Origin of the sequence: Arthrospira sp. PCC 8006, from assembly GCF_046480465.1 — a bacterium.
Lineage (GTDB): Bacteria > Cyanobacteriota > Cyanobacteriia > Cyanobacteriales > Microcoleaceae > Limnospira > Limnospira platensis.
The window spans coordinates 1-18,204 of sequence record NZ_PKGG01000093.1; the positions used below are offsets into that span (position 1 = coordinate 1).

Consider the following 18,204-nt stretch of genomic DNA (forward strand, 5'->3'; position numbering starts at 1 on the left):
CAATGCGTTGAACTTTCTGCTGAACGTCAAAAGCTTGAGGATGATCTGGGGAGATAGTAGGTTGAGAAGTGAATTCAAGGATGCTGCGATTATCGAGTCTAACCGGGGCACAAAATAAGTTAGCACAGGCTCTAGCTCGAATCCGAGGGTTACTGACTCTCGTGATATCCTGAAATGTGGGAAGGGGTGGCAATTGTGCGATCGCTGCAGTTCCCCAAGGGGCGAACATCCCCACGGCTAATAAACCGATCGCAAACCATTTAATTACTCGATGAAACCTATAAAATTTTCCTTTCATCATATAGCCGATAGCACCTCAAGAGAGTCAGGACAAGACAAAACTCTGATATTATAGCGCTTGCTAATTTTATGTTAAGCCCCTAAGCTGACAACAGGCTGAAAGGAATATCTCAAAAGGCATAGCTGATTAGTGGTCCTGGGGGTGGGCTGGCTGGTGATCTGGGGGTCTCCCAAATGCACCCATGATACATCCCCAGATTGATCGGTGTTGACAGACCGGGAATCTAGTAATCTTAGGCACGGTGGTATGTCAAAATGAAATATTGGTCGAGGAGCTGTGATTTTGCGATCGTCGGGTGTTCAAACTTCCCGATTAAGCCAAAACCCGCTAAACCCTAGCCAGTAGAGAATTTTAGACACTAGCCTTAAAAATCAACAGAGTTCTGACAATCCCAATGATTGAACGCTATACCTTACCCGAAATGGGTTCGCTGTGGACAGACAACTATAAGCTAAAAACGTGGCTACAGGTGGAAATTGCCGCCTGTGAAGCCCAAGCCGAACTCGGCTATATTCCAGAGTCAGCCGTGGAGGAAATTAAAGCCAAAGCCAATTTTGACCTAGCGCGCGTCCTAGAAATTGAAGCCCAAGTGCGCCATGATGTGATTGCCTTTCTCACCAATGTTAACGAATATGTTGGGGATGCTGGACGCTACATTCACCTAGGGTTAACGAGTTCCGACGTTTTAGACACAGCCCTAGCTTTGCAACTGGTAGCTAGTACGGATTTACTTCTCGAACAGGTAGAGACCCTAGCCCAAGCCATTCGCTATCAGGCGCAACAGCATCGAAATACCGTGATGATTGGTCGATCGCATGGTATTCACGCCGAACCCATCACCTTTGGCTTCAAACTAGCCGGATGGTTAGCCGAAGTCTGTCGCAACCGGGAACGTCTCATACGTCTGCGACAACAAATCGCTGTAGGTAAGATTTCCGGGGCGGTGGGAACCTATGCTAATGTTGATCCGAGGGTAGAGGCGATCGCCTGTCAAAAACTGGGACTGCAACCCGACACCGCCTCAACTCAGGTAATTTCCCGAGATATTCATGCTGAATATGTGCAAACCCTCGCCTTGCTGGCTGCTTCCATTGAGAGATTTGCCGTAGAAATCCGCAACCTGCAACGTACAGACGTTTTAGAAGTAGAGGAATTTTTCGCACGGGGTCAAAAAGGCTCATCTGCTATGCCTCACAAACGCAACCCTATCCGTAGCGAACGCCTCACCGGACTAGCCCGCATTGTGCGTGGTCATGCGATCGCCGCCTTAGAAAATGTGGCCCTCTGGCATGAACGGGATATTTCCCATAGTTCTGTCGAACGCATGATTTTACCCGATGCCTCCATTATTACCCATTTCATGTTAGTAGAAATCACAGATTTGGTGAAAAATCTTCTGGTTTATCCTGACAACATGAAGCGGAATATGAACCTCTATGGTGGCGTAGTCTTCAGCCAGCGCGTCTTACTTACCCTAGTCGAAAAAGGCATGAGTCGGGAGGAGGCTTATCGCATTGTTCAATCCTGCGCTCATCAGGCTTGGAATACTCCTGACGGGGATTTTCATAAATTAATTAGCCAAGACTCTGCCATCCAGTCTTACCTATCCCCAGAAGAAATTGAATCCTGTTTTCGGGCTGAACATCACCTGAAACATTTAGATGAAATCTATCAAAGATTAAGCATCTAAGTCCTCTGGCTCAGGGAATTTACTCTTAGTATCCATATCAATACTTAGTTAATAATTCCCTGATTGCAGATTAAATTGATCTACATTTAACCCCCTAACATCTTGATAAAAGGCAGGTAATATGGTAAGAAAAATCCCGTTAATTATCATTACATTTTTCCTGGTATTTTGGTCATCTAACTTGTGGGCAGAACCAGCTTACAGCCAGCCTTTAATCGCCCAAACACCTCCCCCTAATCTAATTACAGATTATAGTCAAGTTTCATCAGCTAATCGACTGGTAGATATTCAATCTGTCAATCGCAATATTCGCTTAGATATTCGCTATGCAACCGCCAATAATTTTTTAAACCGAACCCTTTACCCGGTGCCTCGATGTCTCCTGCGTCTCCCTTTCGCCCAAAGACTTTCGGAGGTACAAAAAGACCTAGAAACCATGGGATTAGGGTTAATGGTTTATGATTGTTATCGCCCTTGGTCTGTGACCTGGCAAATGTGGCAAATTCTCCCAGATTCCCGTTATGTAGGTAATCCGGCGCGGGGTTCCCGTCACAATCGCGGCGCGGCGGTTGATTTGACTCTAGTAGATTTGAGAACTGGTCAACCTCTGGAAATGCCTACAGATTACGATGATTTTACCGAGAAAGCCTGGAGAGATTACACAGGCAATGAACCCCAAGTCCGTCGCAATAGCAACTTATTAGAGTTGAAAATGAAACAATATGGCTTTGAACCATTAATGACTGAATGGTGGCATTTTGATGCTCAAGGCTGGGAAAGGTATGGTTTACTTAATGTCAGTCTTGACCGAGTACCTTAAAAGTAAAAATACCCCTGATAGTTCAGGGGTATTTTGTCCATTACCGGGAAGTGAGACTATCAGGAATGTGGAGTTTATATAGTTTTAATAGACCCAAAACAATTAAGATTTGTAGGCTCCAGTGTGCAAAGGCGAAACCCCATATAAAACAAACAATTCCGGTTAATCCTGCCAAAACAAAGGGAATATCTTCGGATGTTTGCATATACACCAAAAGAGAGCCAAATGTTAATATAAGTAGTGCTAGATACACTGATGGCATAATTTCTACCTCCAGGGGGATGCAGGGTTTGGGCTACAACATCAAGCCTAATGGGAAAATATGAAGATCCCGTGAATAACGCCAAACTCTTTACAGAGCTTTACCTGGCTGCGATGGTAGAGTTCCCTAGCATCGGGTCAGCGACCGGACTATTTCTATCCTACATTCAAACTTTCAACAGTAAAAAGCCCCGCTTGACCAACAAATCAGCGGGGCTTTTTCCCAATAACACATCTATAGCACCAGACAGGAAAGTTAGGACGTATAATGGAGAGGACGAGATGACTAAGAAGACCAAAAATGCCAGCCCCCTATAGTTACRACCTCAGACAAAAAGTTATTAATGCAATTGAACTAGACGGTATGCCCAAAACAGAAGCCAGTCAAGTTTTCCATGTCAGCCGGAACACCATTAATCTCTGGCTGCAAAGAAAAGCACAGACCGGAGACTTCCTCCCTAAACCTAATCACCGACCTGGCAATAACCACAAAATTACCGACTGGCATAAATTCAAGGCTTTTGCCCAAGAGCATGGCCACAAAACCTCCGCTCAAATGGCTCAACTTTGGGATGACGACATCTCTCCTCGCACCATATCCAGAGCCTTGAAGAAAATTGGCTTCACCAGAAAAAAAACTTACGGCTACCAAGAACGTGATCAGCAACAGCGAGAGGAGTTTATTGCTCAGATTSAACATATGGAGCCGGAAGGGTTGGTTTACCTCGATGAAGCTGGCATGAATAGTCAAGACTCGGATTATCCTTATGGTTACTGTGAGCAAGGACAACGCTTCGATGTCCTCAAATCCGGGAAGAGGCAGGGCAGGGTGAGCTATATAGCCGCATGGTGTCATCAACAACTCTTAGCCCCCGATCGCTTTGAGGGTTGTTGTAATCGGACAGTGTTTGAGTTGTGGTTGGAGTTCATCTTAATTCCAACATTGAAGCCAGGTCAGACTCTAGTATTTGACAATGCAACGTTTCATAAAGGGGGGCGGCAGGCTGAACTGGTGGAGGCAGCTCCATGCCGTTTACTCTATCTTCGGCCTTATTCGCCAGACCTCAACAAGATAGAGAAATGTTGGTCATGGTTGAAAGCCCGCATTCGCCACTGCACGTGAGCAGTTTGATTCTCTCGATGATGCCATGGATTCCGTTCTCCCAGCTGCGTCCTAACCACCTTGACTAATGCTATACATCAGGAGCCGTGTGCTGGGAAACTCGCAAGCACGGTTTTGAATTGGAGTTGGGGAAGGCGACTTCCCTTTCGACCATAACTGCTTATTGATTAACCCGTCAATAATTAAGATTTGTTGCTAAGGGATATGCGCTAATTATCCTGTGTGTTAAGACTTAATGAAGTGTATTTTGTGCGCAACGGTACCACTATCGGGTTGAGCGATATCACGCGATAGTAGTCAGGATAAGGGTTTACAGTAAACGGGTGTGGTAGGACTCGAACCTACGACAAACGGCTTAGAAGGCCGCTACTCTATCCAGCTGAGTTACACACCCAGGCAAGTCTTGCATTTTACCTTAAGTTGACACCTATAGTATCAACTAGTATCAACCTAAATCAAGTCAACTCAAGTCCCAAGGCTTGATTATCAATGGACACGTGTAGATGATAACATAAAAGCGATCGAGATTGACAGTTGACTGGCAAAAATTATCTGGGATGATTAAGTTTGCCACATTGGAGATTATAGCGCCATGGGTTCAACAAGCACTACAATAACAAACACGGCCGACCTGCAACTCTGCCAAGAGTAGGTACATAGTGTTATGTTTATTCTGAAACGACAGGATGTTGAGATCTCCACGATCCAACACCCCAATCGGGATCAACAGATTCCCATTCTCTATTATCAAGGGCAGACGTTCCGTCTGATGAAGGTTTTCACTGTTCAGCAAGAAAGCGAAGCCAGAGCTTATTGGCGGGACTTGACTGATAACCGGGGTAAAGCCTGCGTACTACTCGAAGAACCAGAACGCTATAGTGTTTGGGGTAAAGTTCGCCTTGAACAACTCGGTAGTGAGGGGGGTGGAGGTACTGATGCTAAGGTATCAGGCCTCATTCGCGCTTCTCTATTGGTCTTACAAGCAGTTTACTTTGATGTTGAGGATTTATTGGGGTCAAGACAAGCTGTAGCCTTTGAAAAGGATCTGCTCAAGATTCTTCAAAAAGGGAAATTTCCCGCCCATGATAACTCAGAGGCGGTCAAAACTCTTTTGACCAAAGACCCCCTGGAAAGTTTACAAATTCCTTCCTGGAATGAAAATAACCTGAAAACATTGCTAGAAGAAGTTTACCGTCTGGGTAAGAGCTACTTCGGAAATACTAGCTTTGCAGAAGGCTTAGATGAAGTTCTACAGGACTTGGCCCAAGAAGATCGGGATTCATTTATCAGTTGGCTGGGTGAATCTACTCTGGGAAATCTCTGGGAGATAAGTTAAGTAATGTTAGGATTTTTTGGTTTTGGTATCTAAATATGGGAGGCTCGAATTGAGATGAGTTTTTGAATGAGTATTCTTGGGCAAATCTATTGCGATCTGGTTTAGTAATGGTTTTCAACTGTAGATTTCTTGTTATTGTATCGCTATGAGTAGCACGTCACAACAAAAATCATCGGTTATATCATCTCTGGTATCTCCGCAAAATCTGCTGATATTTGGCATCACCTGGGTGGTTCTGGCTCTGTTGTTCTTCCTGCTGTTTAGTGTAAGTGCGCCGGGGGAAGAACGACCTTTATGGTATTCCATTGGCACTTATGTCTTTGAATTGGGTGCTTTTCTGATGGCTGCACTGGTTTGCTATAGAAATTGGCGTAGCCCCCAAATGGTCAGCGGACGCAATGTCTGGCTGGGAATTGGTCTAGGATCACTGTTTTATTTTATGGGAGGTTTACTATTTGGTTTATGGGAACTGGTATGGAACCTTGACCCGGTGGTTTCCCTAGGGGATGGGTTCTATGTCCTCAGCTATTTGTTGTTTGGCTGGGGAATGGTTACGGCGGTGACTTCTAAACGCCTAAATCTGGAGGTTTGGCAGTGGGCGACTCTGGCTGGTGTGGCGATCGCTGGTATAACTTTGGCAACCTGGGTAGCTGATCCGTCATTTTTTGGGCTGTTAGGGACTACTGAAGAACCCCCGGGTCAGGAACAGATAGTCACTACCCCTAATGGAGTGGCTATGGTTGATGAAGCCATGGCTGAGGAGGAAGAAGAAAGTACGGCCCCAGATTGGGTGCTGGCAGTTGATGCTCAACTTGAACCTCTGGGATTTTGGCTGAATTTGTTTTACATCTATGGTGATGTGGTGTTGCTGATTCTAGCAACTGCCCTGATTCTGGCTTTTTGGGGAGGGCGCTTTTCTCAGTCCTGGCGTATGATAGCCTTTGCTATCTTCTCGCTGTATGTGGCGGATACTTACTTTAAATGGTCTGATTCTCGGGTCGAAATTGAGTATGAAAGTGGCAACTTGCTAGAAGTGTTTTTTGTCTTTACTGGCATTTTGTTTGTGATCGGTGCGGTCCTAGAATATGACATATCAACTCGTTCTCGCCAAAGCCGACGTAGACGCGCCAGCAGAGGCTAGAATGAAAGTTGATATGTCTAGTTTTGTCGCTGGATTTTTCAGAGAACTTCAAGTTTTGATGTTCCTAATCGTTCAAGAAAATCTGTAGAGAAAATTAGCCAAAGAGGCGATCGCACTTAGGGGGATCCCTTCTAAGCCTGTGGAAATTAACTCCAATGTCCAATTTAGACCAAATCTGATGACATCCTCAAAACTTTCTGACTCCCAAAAACAGGAAATCGTTAGGCTCTATCAAGATGTACCCGAGGAAACAACGATCGCCCTAGCGGAAAAGTTCGGGGTGAGTAGTTCTACGGTAAGACGTATTCTACAAAGTGCCGTCCCACGGGATGTTTATGATGTTCTAACTCATCAGAAGCAACGGTTACGAAATCAGAGAAAACCCCAACTCAAGGACAGCAGATCCGAATTGAATGATGGGGAGTCTCAAGCATTTAAGTCCTCAGATTCTAAGTTAGATTCTGATGCTACCAACGGAGTCCGCCTGCGGAAAAGCTCATCGGTATTAGAACCTGAGAGAGAAGCAGCAGAAACAACCCAAGAGTCAAATTCTGTGGAAACGATCCCTGGACCATTGCTGAAACAGCCAAATCTGACAACATCAAATGATGAGATGGGGGAGTTAATCACACCGGAGTTGTTTTCGGGGGAAGAATTTAGCGATTTTGATGATGATGATGAGGATGAGGAGGATGAGGATGAGGATTATGGGGACAATGATCAGGATTTGTTCGATCGCCCCCTTACCCCTGATGCTAACAGCTTAGTCCAAATTCTGCCCCTGACTGAGGCTGAGTTACCTAAGATTTGCTATTTGGTGATTGATCGGGCTTCGGAACTGATTGTTAAGCCTTTGAAGGCTTTTGCGGAGTTGGGGCGTATCCCGTCGGAAGAAATTCTGGAAAAAACTCTGCCTGTTTTTGATAATCATCGGGTGGCTAGTCGGTTTTCGGCACGCAATCAGCGGGTTTTTAAGGTTCCTGATGGCAGGTTACTACAAAAAACAGCCCCCCATTTACAAGCGAAGGGAATCACTAGGTTGTTGATTGACGGTCAGGTTTATCACTTTTGAGTTGGGTTAATTGAGGGAACAGGAAACAGCTTTGACAAGCCCGGTTTCCTGTTCCTATTGGTGAGCAGTTAGTTAATTGGCTTGATGGCTATTCTAACGACCACTACCAGGAAGAGCACGACCCGGACCACGACCCGGACCACCGCCAGTGCCAAGACCGCCAGGACCACCAGGACCACGACCCGGACGTTCCCCCATTCTTTCCTGGAGTTGCGATCGCTGTTCTGGGGTGAGAACTTCCCGCATTTCTAACATGGTATCGAACCGCTGGTCACTCAAGGCGCGACTCAACTCTTGGATTCTTTGACGCTGTTGGCGCAATTGTTCGGGACTGGCGTTGCTTTGTTGTAGCGATCGCATTTGTTCCCGACTGGCTTGGAGTTCCTGCCGTTGACGTTCTGAGGAAGTGGCGGCGCGATCGCGAATTGCTTGGATCTGTTCCTGTTGTTGGGGAGTCAGGCTGAGACTATCAAAGCATTCACCTTTACGGGGACCAGCAAAGGCGACGCTGGCAGTTATGGGGACAATTAAGGCGGTGGCAGCCATTAGAGAAAATAAGCGTTGCATATTCATATTTATATCCTGGAACATCTTTGAGATTATCAACTCGGTTTGAGCTTTAACCCCATTGTAGGTAGATACAACCGGCGATCGCCTCGATCAGAATACCCAATTATGATAGGTCAAAGGTAACGGTTGCTGATAGTCCTAAAGTACCAAAAGAGATACCTGGGGGGTTGGCTGCGCGTGAAAAATATATTTGGTCGTTCGAGTTTTCCAGTACCCTTGCTGCTGTATTTGGAGTGGGTGCTGTTGGCGATCGCCCTGTTAACGGCTTTTAGCCCCCTGCCATATACTCAGAGTCCTGGAGGGGAGGGCTACAGGGTTCATCGTCAAATCCACAGACCAGACAGACCAGAGACTGTAACCGATCGACCGGAGCGATCGCCATACCCTGATCGCCCCCAGAACCGCCATAGACGACACTACCGTAGTCGTCGGTTTCCCTTGGGGATTTTGGTTAGTATTGGCAGTTTGGGTGTAATGGGCTTGAGATTACCTGAGCGATCGGGCAGACCTGCGATCCGGTGGGTATATATCGCCTGTGGGTTTACGTTTAGTTGGTTGGCGGTGGTATTTGGGGGGCGGGGGGTGAGTTTTTTCTCCGCCCTGTTGCTGGTGGTGGTTATTCGCGCCTGTCTGTTATTTTCCTGGCGCGATCGCATTGCGGTGGCTATTTTTGCTTATGGCTTATTTCTGCTGTGGGTATTTCTGCGCCTGAGACCTCTGGCTGATAATTGGGCTGACCCAATTCAGGGGCTAGTATTGACTCTGACTTTTAATTCTAGTGTTTTATTTGGGTTAGTATTGCTGTTTATTTTATTATTAGTGGGAGCGCTATTATCAGAGCAAGAAAGTCGCCAGAAATTGGCGGAAGCTAATCAAAAGTTAAGGGAATATGCGATGTTGATTGAGGATCGAGCAATTAATCAAGAACGTAATCGCATCGCCCGGGAAATTCATGATTCTGTAGGTCACAATTTGACTGCCCAAAGTATTCAATTGGAAAATGTGGCTTTATTTTTAGCTGAGGATAAACAACGGGCTGCCCGACATCTCCAACAAGCTAGGGAGTTGGGGAAGGAAGCCTTAAAAGAGGTGCGGGCATCGGTGAGGGCTTGGCGATCGCACCCTCTACAAGAGTCTTTTGGGCAGGCTCTATCACAGCTAATTTCTGAGTTTGAGGCGACCACATCAGTCCCGGTAGCATCTCATTTACAAATCGGGGATACATTACCCCTTGATATTTCTATCGTTTTATATAGGGTAATTCAGGAAGCCTTTACGAATATTTCTAAGCACGCCAAAGCCAAAAAAGTGCAGCTAATTATCTCAGAAAATAACCGAGAATTTTATTTACAAATTGACGATGATGGCTGTGGCTTTAATCCTGGGCAAAATACGACGGGATTTGGTTTGCAAGGTATGGGGGAAAGGGTGATGGCTGTGGGGGGGGATTTCAGCTTAAATAGTTCTCCCGGTGAAGGGTGTAAAATTGAAGTGAAAATCGGGAAAAATCAGGATGATGATTCGAGTTCTATTAGTTGATGATCAGGGGATTATTCGGGAAGGTTTACGGAGTTTATTAGAAGCGAAACCAGACTTGGAAATAGTGGGAGAGGCTGAGAATGGGAAAGTGGCGGTGGAATTAGCGTTAAAATTAAAGCCGGATGTGGTGTTAATGGATGTGCGAATGCCAATTATGGATGGGGTGGCGGCTATGCGATCGCTTGCTGAACAACAGCCGGAAATTAAGGTTTTGGTATTGACAACTTTTGATGATGATGAATATATCACCCAAGCTATGGAATCTGGCGCGAAGGGATACCTATTAAAGGATACCCCTTCTGATGAACTAGCCCAAGCTATTCGGGCAGTTTATCAAGGATATACACAGTTAGGACCTGGTTTATTTGAGAAGGTGATGGCTGCTAAATCTAAACCTTCTAGGGATGAACCTTTACCAGGGTATTTACAAGATTTAACTCCTAGGGAATTGGAGGTTTTACGGTTAATTGGTAAGGGTTACAGTAACCGAGAAATTGCCCAGGAGTTATTTATTAGCGAGAGAACTGTTAAAAATCATGTTTCTAGTATTTTAAGCCGCCTGAATTTACGCGATCGCACTCAGGTGGCTTTGCTGGCTAATAAATACCCAATTCTGGGTGGATGATCAACCTCCTGGATAATTGGCTCTGAGATACCATCAATCGCCGTGCTAGGCTTCCGGGTCTGGAGTGGCGATCGACTCCCAAAATAGTACAATCGTGCTAAGTTAATCATCATAACTTTACCAATAATCATAACTATGGCTAACTATATTGTTGTCAAGGGAACATCAGGGATTGGTAATCGTGTTTTTGCCGTAGCCACGGGGATTTTATATGCTCAGTTGAGTGGTCGTCAGTTGGTAGTTGATTGGCGGGATGGTAGTTATTCTAATAGTGGAACAAACTTATTTTTTCGGTATTTCGACTGTCCGGTAGCACAGTCAGTGGGAGTGTTACCCGCCACCGATTCGATTTATCCTACCCATTGGCAAAATAAACTTGATCGGTCTTTGGGTTCTGTCATCAATGAGTCGGGTCTTCGTTGCTATAAAGACCTGTCCTTTGATGTGTCTAGTTTGGATTATACGGAAAGTATTATCGTGTTGTCGGCTTATACCCATAAAATTAGTTTTATGCGCCCTTTATTTACTGGGTCAGCTAGTCGTTTTGCCTCAATGAATAATCTGGAAATTCTCCAGTGGGTGTTACAGTCTAACCTCAGTTTAAAAGAGGATATTCGGTTACAAGTTGAGGAATTTAAACGAGACTATTTTGCTGATTATATGATAGCTGTGCATATTCGCTACTCGGATATGAAGGTGCCTTTATCAGAGGTAGAATCATCTCTAGCATTAATTATCAACTCGGTTAAGTTAAAACATCCAAAATATAAGATATTTGTAGCCACAGATTCTCAAGAGGTTCTGTCTTCATTTAAACCGAAATTCCCGGATATCATCTCAACTAATAAGTGGTTTTCTGCTTCGGGAAAACGACTGCATCAAAATCCCGAAGAATGCGAGGACTTAATTAAAAATGGCATTGAGGCTCTGGTAGATTTATATTTGCTGGCTGCTTGTGATGAGTTACTATTTGCATCGCGCTCATCTTTTGGTTTATTGGCGAGTCTGTTAATGGATAAACCCCAGGCTATTCGCCATGATATTGATACCCAAAAACCACTAATTAAACGAGTGCAACTCAAGCTGAAAAATCTAGCTAAGAAGCTGAATATTGGGGGGGGATGAATACACCCGCGAAAATCGGCGATCGCCAATTATAGAAGTCAGTGGCTGATGGGGGAGGGCTTATGAACACTATTATAATGGGGGTGTCAGGTTTAAGTGTTGGTGAAATTCCCCAGAAGAGATTAGAGATTTTCTGGACTTCTACCCTAGACTGTAATGGGGGATGTTTACAAAAATTTACATAACTTGTGCCTGAATTTGCGTAATTTTTCTATGCTGCGCCGATAGGATAGTATAAATCAAAGAATTAAGGGTATCTGGGATGATCAAAAATTTGGCGATCGTCGGTGGTTCTTGTCTGGTGGGAGGTGCGGCTGTATTCTTTATTTCCCCCTCCCGAGACGCTTGGAGTACCATATTCGGAAGTACATTGGGGGGATTAGGGGGTGCAACATTTGCCATTCAAAGCATCAAAAAATCTAGCGAAGAAGTCATAAAAACTCAACAACAAATCCAGGATTTAAAACAAGAACATCAACAGCTATTATCAAAAGTTAAAGAAATTACAGATAGACACAATAAATTGACCCAAAAATTGAGCCAAACCGAAGGTCAGCTAACTAATAAAAGGCATGATTTAAATGATGTGCAAAACAGAGTTAAGGAAATTGAACAGCAAGAACAGGATTTAAAGGTTCGCCTAGAGAGACTCAGAATCAGTAATCCCCAATTAGAGACGTTAGAAAAAATGGCAACTCAAATCGGAGAACTGAGCCAACAAAAAAGTGGATTAGAAGGTGAAGTGACGGCTCTTAATTCCCAGTTACAAGAGTTAGCGAATCAACGAAATTCCCTCGCCCAAATTGAAGTGCAATATCACGCTAAAACGGCTCAATTAAGGGAACTCACAGAGCAAATTAAAGCTAGGACGGAGGCACTGCAAACCCTTCAGACTCGACAAGGGGAATTGGAAGTTATCAGAGCGAGTTATGATGCTTTATCTGCTGAACAGCAACACTTGCAAACCAGAATCGAGCAGCTACGTCCAGAAATTCAGGGGTTGGAAGGTGAAAAGCAACAAATTTTACAGGTGATTCAGCAACACCGAAATTCCCTCGCCCAAATTGAAGTGCAATATCACGCTAAAACGGCTCAATTAAGGGAACTCACAGAGCAAATTAAAGCTAGGACGGAGGCACTGCAAACCCTTCAGACTCGACAAGAGGAATTGGAAGTTATCAGGGCGAGTTATGATGCTTTATCTGCTGAACAGCAACACTTGCAAACCAGAATCGAGCAGCTACGTCCAGAAATTCAGCGTTTGGAAGGTGAAAAGCAACGAATTTTACAGGTAATTCAGCAACACCAACAAGATTATCAAGAAATTGAAAATTTAAGAAGGCAAATCAGAAATCTGAATGCTGAAATTCGCAGAAAAATGTTGGATTTACAAGATATAGAGCATAACATAAATACGGCTAATATAACTATGAATGGCTTGCGAGTTAAAAACGCTCAATTACAAGAGGAAAAACAGAGACATCAAGAAGAGATTGATGGTTTGAAAGGAGAATTAGAAAATCTCAGTAATAGCACTGAAGTGGCGATGAAGGCGCTCAAGGATAAGTTGTGGAATCATTTGCCGACAAAACGATTTAATATCGGCAATAGCGTAAATGTAGAACAGCAATTTTTACAAAGTTTTACAGAATTCCTGAACTTACAAGGCTTGACATTTCCTCGGCGGGTAGTCAATGCTTTTCACACTTCTTTAAAAGTGCAGGATATCTCGGCTTTAGTGGTTTTAGCGGGGATTAGTGGGACTGGAAAAAGTGAACTTCCCCAACGGTACGCCAATTTTATTGGCGCACAGTGTTTGACTTTGGCGGTGCAACCCCGTTGGGATTCTCCGCAAGATTTGCAAGGGTTCTATAATTACATTGAAAAGAAATTTAAACCGACGGATTTGATGCGAGGTTTGTATCAATACAATCATGATAATCAGATGCAAAATCGAATCGTTATCGTGTTGCTAGATGAGATGAATTTGGCGCGGGTTGAATATTATTTCAGTGATTTTCTTTCTAAGTTAGAAAGCCGTCGTTCCGGGGACACTTATTTAGAGATTGATTTGGGAAGTTTGCCGCTGAGGGAGGAAGAACGTCGCCTTAGAATTCCAGAAGAGTTTTTATTTGTGGGGACAATGAATGAGGATGAAACTACCCAAACTTTATCGGATAAGGTGCTAGATAGAGCGAATGTTTTAACTTTTAGTAAGCCAGAAAATTTGAGGCTGCGGGAAGACAGTAACAACAGTAATCAAGTTAATAAATCTTCAGGCTATTTGGATTATGAAAAGTTTAAGGCTTGGAGGAGAAGACCACAAGTTAATTCTCCTGTGGTTCGCAAAGTTAAAGAATATTTGGATAGAGCCAATAATGTGATGGAGAAAATCGGACATCCTTTTGCTCATCGCGTTTATCAAGCTATCACTCAATATGTGGTTAATTATCCGGGAGTTTCAGAGGTTAACTCGGCTGAGTTTCGCTATGCTTTGGCTGACCAATTTGGACAGAAGTTATTGCCGAAATTGCGGGGGTTGATGATTGATGATTATCACGAAGAATTGGAGGAGATGAAACAATTGATTGAGCAATTGGGGGATGAACCTTTGACTAGGGCTTTTGAAAGGTCTAGGAATAGTTCGACGGGTCAATTTGAGTGGAAAGGTTTGATTTATCCGGAGGAGTAGAGAACAATGCAAATTTATCCGAGTTTATTCGCATATCTGAATGGCGCTAATCCTGTGCCTAATGATCAGGTTTTACGGGTGTGCGATCGCCCTATTATTAGGGTAGATAAAGCCGAAAATTTGACCGGTAAGGAAGCGATCGCTCTCGGTGGGGGATTGTATGAAATTGCTTTTCCTTATTGGGAAATATCTGACCTGGAACATCACGATAATAGATTGCTATACGAGTTGACTTTGGAGCCGACTTCGGTAATAATTAAGGTGGCTGATGAGGTGTGCGATCGCGATAATTGTGAGGACGAAAATCAAGGGAAAATCTGGGAGGAAAAATTAGGCGATCGTTTTGATGATACGGTCTCCAGATGCTTACCAGTTTTGACGGGTTTGTGGGAAAACTTGGTGGCGGAAAAATTGGGAAACCAAGCCAGAGTTCGCCTCCTAGATTTACCCTACCAAGATGCTAAAATTCAAGATGCACAAAAACCTTTAATTATCACGTTGCAAAATCGCTATGAATTAAACCAAAAGCTACAAGTCATTACTCCCAAAATGCGGCAACAACTGCGACGGAGAGCGGAATTAACCCCCATCGGACGCATTCAAGAAATGGACGCTTATTGTTTGCGAGACTATACCCGCCGTCCTGGCAAAAACGCGGCGGAAAAAGGAGGTTCCCGTCAACAGTTAATGGCGATTAGACGCTATCAGGATTATAACACACCTGAGAACAGATTGCTGATTTATTTTGTGGGCAAAATCTTATATTTCGAGTCAATTCGCCTGGGTTCGGAATACGCCACAGATAACCACAGTTTTAGCAAATCAATTAAAGTCTTTAGAAGTCAAACTCACGTCCGGCAAATTCTCAGAAACTTGAGACATTTTCAACTGCTAAAACCTAATTACGTTTTGCTTCAACATCCGATTTATAATAGCTTCTATCGCGCCTATTTGGATTATCTAGCGAAAAGAAAGGAAAAGCAAAAAATCTGGGGTTTTCGGAATCAGTTATTCGCTGACGTTATCGGTATCTGTTTGTTGATGGCATTGACCAAATTAGCAAATTTTTATGTAGACCCTACGGCTGAGTTATGGCGGCAAACGGTTCCCGAAAAAGGACGTTATTTCAGCCACCAAAATGAAGGCAATCTAAAAATTCAAGTTTTCTTAAAAGACAAAGTTTATAATTTTAGGCTGGAAAAACCGGATGATATTAGGTGGGGAGATTGGCTGTTAAACCTAGAAATTCATGATTTGACCTCAGCCAGTTTGACTACTCGGACAATTAAAATCCCCATTTGGGTGTTTTGGTATCGTCCCAGTAATGAGTTGGAAGGTATTAACTATCTGACAAAACAACAACAACAGGAACCAGAGATTAAAACCGGACTGATTTTTTACTTGCAGGTTTCTCCCCATGAATTTTTGTCGGAGATACCCAATTCATGGAATTTTGAGAACCCCAGAAAAGTTTGGCTGATGCCAACTCCTAATTTTCTCGCGGAGGACGGTTTGACGCAGACGGTTAATATGATGTCTGGCTTTATTAAAGGTTTAATTAATCAATTAACGGATAATGAATGAACAACAGTTTTGGTCGCATTTAGACAGATTACTAAATTCTAAACAGGTATCGCGGTCAATGATACAGGCGATACAGCAACGGTTATCGCTGCTGCATCAACAACTAACATTACCCCTAAAGTTAATTGTAGAAACAGTTTGTGGTGGTGGGGTCTATTTGCGACCAGAATCGGGTCTAAATTTTCCCAGTATTACTCCGGTATATTCGCTGAGTGGTCATCAGGAAATTGCCTTAGAAATGGGTCTTTCAAATAGTGCGATCGCCTTAATTTCTGGCTCTCCCGCTACTGGAAAAACCCGCATTGCGGCTAGTTTAGCTGCTGCTGCCATTAACCACGAAAAGCGTATTTTAATCCTCAGTTATTATCCCACTGTTCTCGATGGTTATGAACAATTACCCGGCTATCCATTGCGGCTGAATCAATCTGGAAGTCATCAAAACTCAATCGCTGAACAACTGCGAAATCATCACTTATATCAGCCAAAAATGGACTATTTACCGGCTTACTATCTGCCAGATGTGGAATTGGCAAAACTGCGAACTCCGGCAAAACTGGAAACCTGGTTACCGCGAATCGAAAATAAATCTCACGCGGAAATTTCCCAGCTTCTCCAAGGGGAATTTCCCCATTTAACCCCAGCTAGGCGGGATATCCTCGCCATTCAACTACAACGGCTGACTCCCTTACTCAAACAACAACTGAGCCTCAGTCAACTGTTCGGAAGTCTCCCAGAAACGGAAATCGGAAAATTAGCGCAACAGTTAGCAAATACTCCCCAAATTCCCATCTTGGCAACGGCTAGAGAGTTTTTTAATGTGGCAAATCAATCCCTATGGCAAACCAAATTTGACTTGGTAATTGTGGAAGAATCCCAATATTTAAGCTGGGATGAATTGATTTTATTAGCAGGTTTAACTCAGAAATTAGTCTTATTCGGCGATGTTCGCGATGTTTATATAGGTCAACGCCATGCCAAAACCTTAACCCGCGTTGATGGGTTTTCGTTTCTCTCTCACTATTTACTCCCAGCTTATTCCTATAAACTAACTCAACAGTTTCGCTTGCATCCAGAAATTGCGGTTCCTGTTTATTCGCTAATTTCTAAGGACTGGATTCAAACTCACACGGAACCTATATACTATAATTTACCGTCCTTAAATCATCGCTTGGTTTGGCAAGATGTTCGGCAAACAACGGAAATTCACAACATCTCAAACTGGTTAAAAAATTTACCTAAAAATCGAGAAGATATCGGCATCATTGCCACGTCGGAAAGAGAACGAGAAGGGTTAATGCAGGAATATCCGCAATATTTTATCGACACGATTGATAATTGGAGAGGTAAAGAGAAAAAAATTGTGGTTTTTTGCTGTAGCGGAGACCCTAAAAATTTGACGTGGGAACAAACAAAAATTGTCTTAACTCGCGCTAAAGATTATTTAATTATGGTGGGAGACTTTGACCAATGGCGACCTAATTCGCCGTTGCAAAAATTAGAAGTTGCTCGATTAGAAAGCACAGAAAGGACGGTAATTTTATCATGAAAGTTGAATGTAAATTTAAAGGAATATTTTATCGGGAATCTCCCACACGGTTGGGGACTAGCATCTCTCTGGCTGAATTGTTGCGGGAGGTTGAAGCTGTTGCTACTCAAATCCAGAGGCGGACTCCTAGGCTTTTGCGAGAATCTTTTGGTTTGGATTTTCTGCCTAATTCGGTATTAATTGAATTATTAAAACAGTTCCATCAAGTGACAGATGAAAATGAATTATATCAATTTTCGGGGTTGCAAATTTTAAATCCCCAAGTTTCCCGGAATCTTCCCCCTCCCCAATTTTACGAGTATAGATTTGTCAGTTACGGGGAAGAAGCACAATTTTCGCTGCAACCGGACGATCGCCAAATTCCCATTTTTCCCTATCAAGAGTCCCAACAGGAGGGAATTTATACTTTAATTTTAAATAGCGATCGCCATCCAAATTTATCTCCCMAACTGTCTGAGAATATCTGGAAAGAGGCGGTCAGGACTTGGAAAAACTTAGAAGATTCCGCCAAAATCGATTATTTTTTGACCTCCATATCCGACACAGCGAGGGTCACTTTTTCGCCTCAATTATTGCTGATGGTTGAATTGGCGGAACTTTCCCCCTCTCTACAGCAAGCCATTCAATTTCTGCAAAAACGGGAAGAACAACCACCGGAAGATATCGMCAATTTGGTCGAACAATATAGATGCGATCGACAAATTCAAATCAGTCATTTTCCCGATCATCTGCAACCAAAATCCAGTTTTACACTCGCCAAAAAGTTTATTATTAAAAGA

The 18,204-nt window shown here is 43.6% G+C and carries 15 protein-coding genes, 1 tRNA gene and 2 pseudogenes; 14 read left to right on the plus strand and 4 right to left on the minus strand.

The window, feature by feature from the left end; translation table 11 throughout:
- Positions 1–301 (minus strand): annotated as a pseudogene (locus B9T16_RS14525) (mechanosensitive ion channel family protein); the annotation flags it as partial.
- Positions 302–695: 394 nt separating this feature from the next.
- Between B9T16_RS14525 and purB the strand changes: the two are divergent.
- Complete coding sequence (gene purB / locus B9T16_RS14530) at positions 696–1,991, plus strand: adenylosuccinate lyase (RefSeq protein WP_006619058.1); 1,296 nt, start codon at positions 696–698, stop codon at positions 1,989–1,991.
- A 121-nt stretch (positions 1,992–2,112) separates the two neighbouring features.
- Positions 2,113–2,811, plus strand: a complete 699-nt coding sequence (locus B9T16_RS14535; RefSeq protein ID WP_006619057.1) for a M15 family metallopeptidase — start codon at positions 2,113–2,115, stop codon at positions 2,809–2,811.
- Between the two features lie 40 nt (positions 2,812–2,851).
- On the opposite strand, the gene B9T16_RS14540 is transcribed toward B9T16_RS14535, so the two are convergent.
- Entirely contained in the window at positions 2,852–3,073 is a 222-nt protein-coding gene (locus tag B9T16_RS14540) for a hypothetical protein (protein ID WP_006668133.1), read from the minus strand.
- A 300-nt stretch (positions 3,074–3,373) separates the two neighbouring features.
- Between B9T16_RS14540 and B9T16_RS14545 the strand changes: the two genes are divergently transcribed.
- Positions 3,374–4,250, plus strand: a protein-coding gene (locus B9T16_RS14545) for an IS630 family transposase (RefSeq protein ID WP_410245101.1) whose coding sequence is annotated in 2 segments (ribosomal slippage) — positions 3,374–4,186 and positions 4,188–4,250 — 876 coding nt in all. Because the reading frame shifts where the segments join, the coding sequence is not laid out codon by codon here.
- Between the two features lie 265 nt (positions 4,251–4,515).
- On the opposite strand, the gene B9T16_RS14550 is transcribed toward B9T16_RS14545, so the two are convergent.
- Positions 4,516–4,589, minus strand: a tRNA-Arg gene (locus B9T16_RS14550).
- 270 nt (positions 4,590–4,859) lie between these two features.
- On the opposite strand from B9T16_RS14550, the gene B9T16_RS14555 reads away from it, so the two are divergent.
- The 3 genes from B9T16_RS14555 to B9T16_RS14565 all read left to right on the plus strand — a co-directional run bounded on the left by B9T16_RS14555 (position 4,860) and on the right by B9T16_RS14565 (position 7,744).
- The gene (locus B9T16_RS14555; RefSeq protein WP_006618594.1) at positions 4,860–5,531 is read left to right on the plus strand and encodes an Npun_F0813 family protein; all 672 of its coding nucleotides are present in this window, start codon (positions 4,860–4,862) and stop codon (positions 5,529–5,531) included.
- Positions 5,532–5,676: 145 nt separating this feature from the next.
- Positions 5,677–6,672, plus strand: a complete 996-nt coding sequence (locus B9T16_RS14560) for a hypothetical protein (protein WP_006618593.1) — start codon at positions 5,677–5,679, stop codon at positions 6,670–6,672.
- Positions 6,673–6,850: 178 nt separating this feature from the next.
- Positions 6,851–7,744 (plus strand): hypothetical protein, encoded by an 894-nt coding sequence (locus B9T16_RS14565; protein WP_014277125.1) that lies wholly within the window; start codon positions 6,851–6,853, stop codon positions 7,742–7,744.
- A gap of 93 nt (positions 7,745–7,837) precedes the next feature.
- On the opposite strand, the gene B9T16_RS14570 is transcribed toward B9T16_RS14565, so the two are convergent.
- Positions 7,838–8,317 carry a Spy/CpxP family protein refolding chaperone gene (locus tag B9T16_RS14570; RefSeq protein ID WP_410245102.1) on the minus strand — a complete coding sequence of 160 codons (480 nt, stop codon included), beginning with the start codon at positions 8,315–8,317 and terminating at the stop codon, positions 7,838–7,840.
- Positions 8,318–8,491: 174 nt separating this feature from the next.
- Between B9T16_RS14570 and B9T16_RS14575 the strand changes: the two genes are divergently transcribed.
- From B9T16_RS14575 to B9T16_RS14610, 8 genes and pseudogenes are all read left to right on the plus strand, one after another.
- Positions 8,492–9,853 carry a sensor histidine kinase gene (locus B9T16_RS14575; protein WP_410245103.1) on the plus strand — a complete coding sequence of 454 codons (1,362 nt, stop codon included), beginning with the start codon at positions 8,492–8,494 and terminating at the stop codon, positions 9,851–9,853.
- Positions 9,831–10,478: a response regulator gene (locus tag B9T16_RS14580; protein ID WP_006618589.1), complete on the plus strand. Its 648-nt coding sequence runs from the start codon at positions 9,831–9,833 to the stop codon at positions 10,476–10,478. The genes B9T16_RS14575 and B9T16_RS14580 overlap by 23 nt, the downstream gene beginning before the upstream one ends.
- Before the next feature lie 135 nt (positions 10,479–10,613).
- Positions 10,614–11,603 (plus strand): nodulation protein NodZ, encoded by a 990-nt coding sequence (locus tag B9T16_RS14585; RefSeq protein WP_410245104.1) that lies wholly within the window; start codon positions 10,614–10,616, stop codon positions 11,601–11,603.
- A gap of 62 nt (positions 11,604–11,665) precedes the next feature.
- Positions 11,666–11,788 carry a hypothetical protein gene (locus B9T16_RS14590; RefSeq protein ID WP_286131411.1) on the plus strand — a complete coding sequence of 41 codons (123 nt, stop codon included), beginning with the start codon at positions 11,666–11,668 and terminating at the stop codon, positions 11,786–11,788.
- Positions 11,789–11,865: 77 nt separating this feature from the next.
- Positions 11,866–14,295, plus strand: coding sequence for an AAA family ATPase (locus B9T16_RS14595; protein WP_410245105.1), 2,430 nt, complete (start codon positions 11,866–11,868; stop codon positions 14,293–14,295).
- A gap of 6 nt (positions 14,296–14,301) precedes the next feature.
- The gene (locus B9T16_RS14600; protein ID WP_410245106.1) at positions 14,302–15,879 is read left to right on the plus strand and encodes a DUF2357 domain-containing protein; all 1,578 of its coding nucleotides are present in this window, start codon (positions 14,302–14,304) and stop codon (positions 15,877–15,879) included.
- Positions 15,872–17,425: a hypothetical protein gene (locus tag B9T16_RS14605; protein WP_410245107.1), complete on the plus strand. Its 1,554-nt coding sequence runs from the start codon at positions 15,872–15,874 to the stop codon at positions 17,423–17,425. Before B9T16_RS14600 ends, B9T16_RS14605 begins: the two co-directional genes overlap by 8 nt.
- Positions 17,422–18,204 (plus strand): annotated as a pseudogene (locus tag B9T16_RS14610) (hypothetical protein); the annotation flags it as partial. The gene B9T16_RS14605 and the pseudogene B9T16_RS14610, both read left to right, overlap by 4 nt.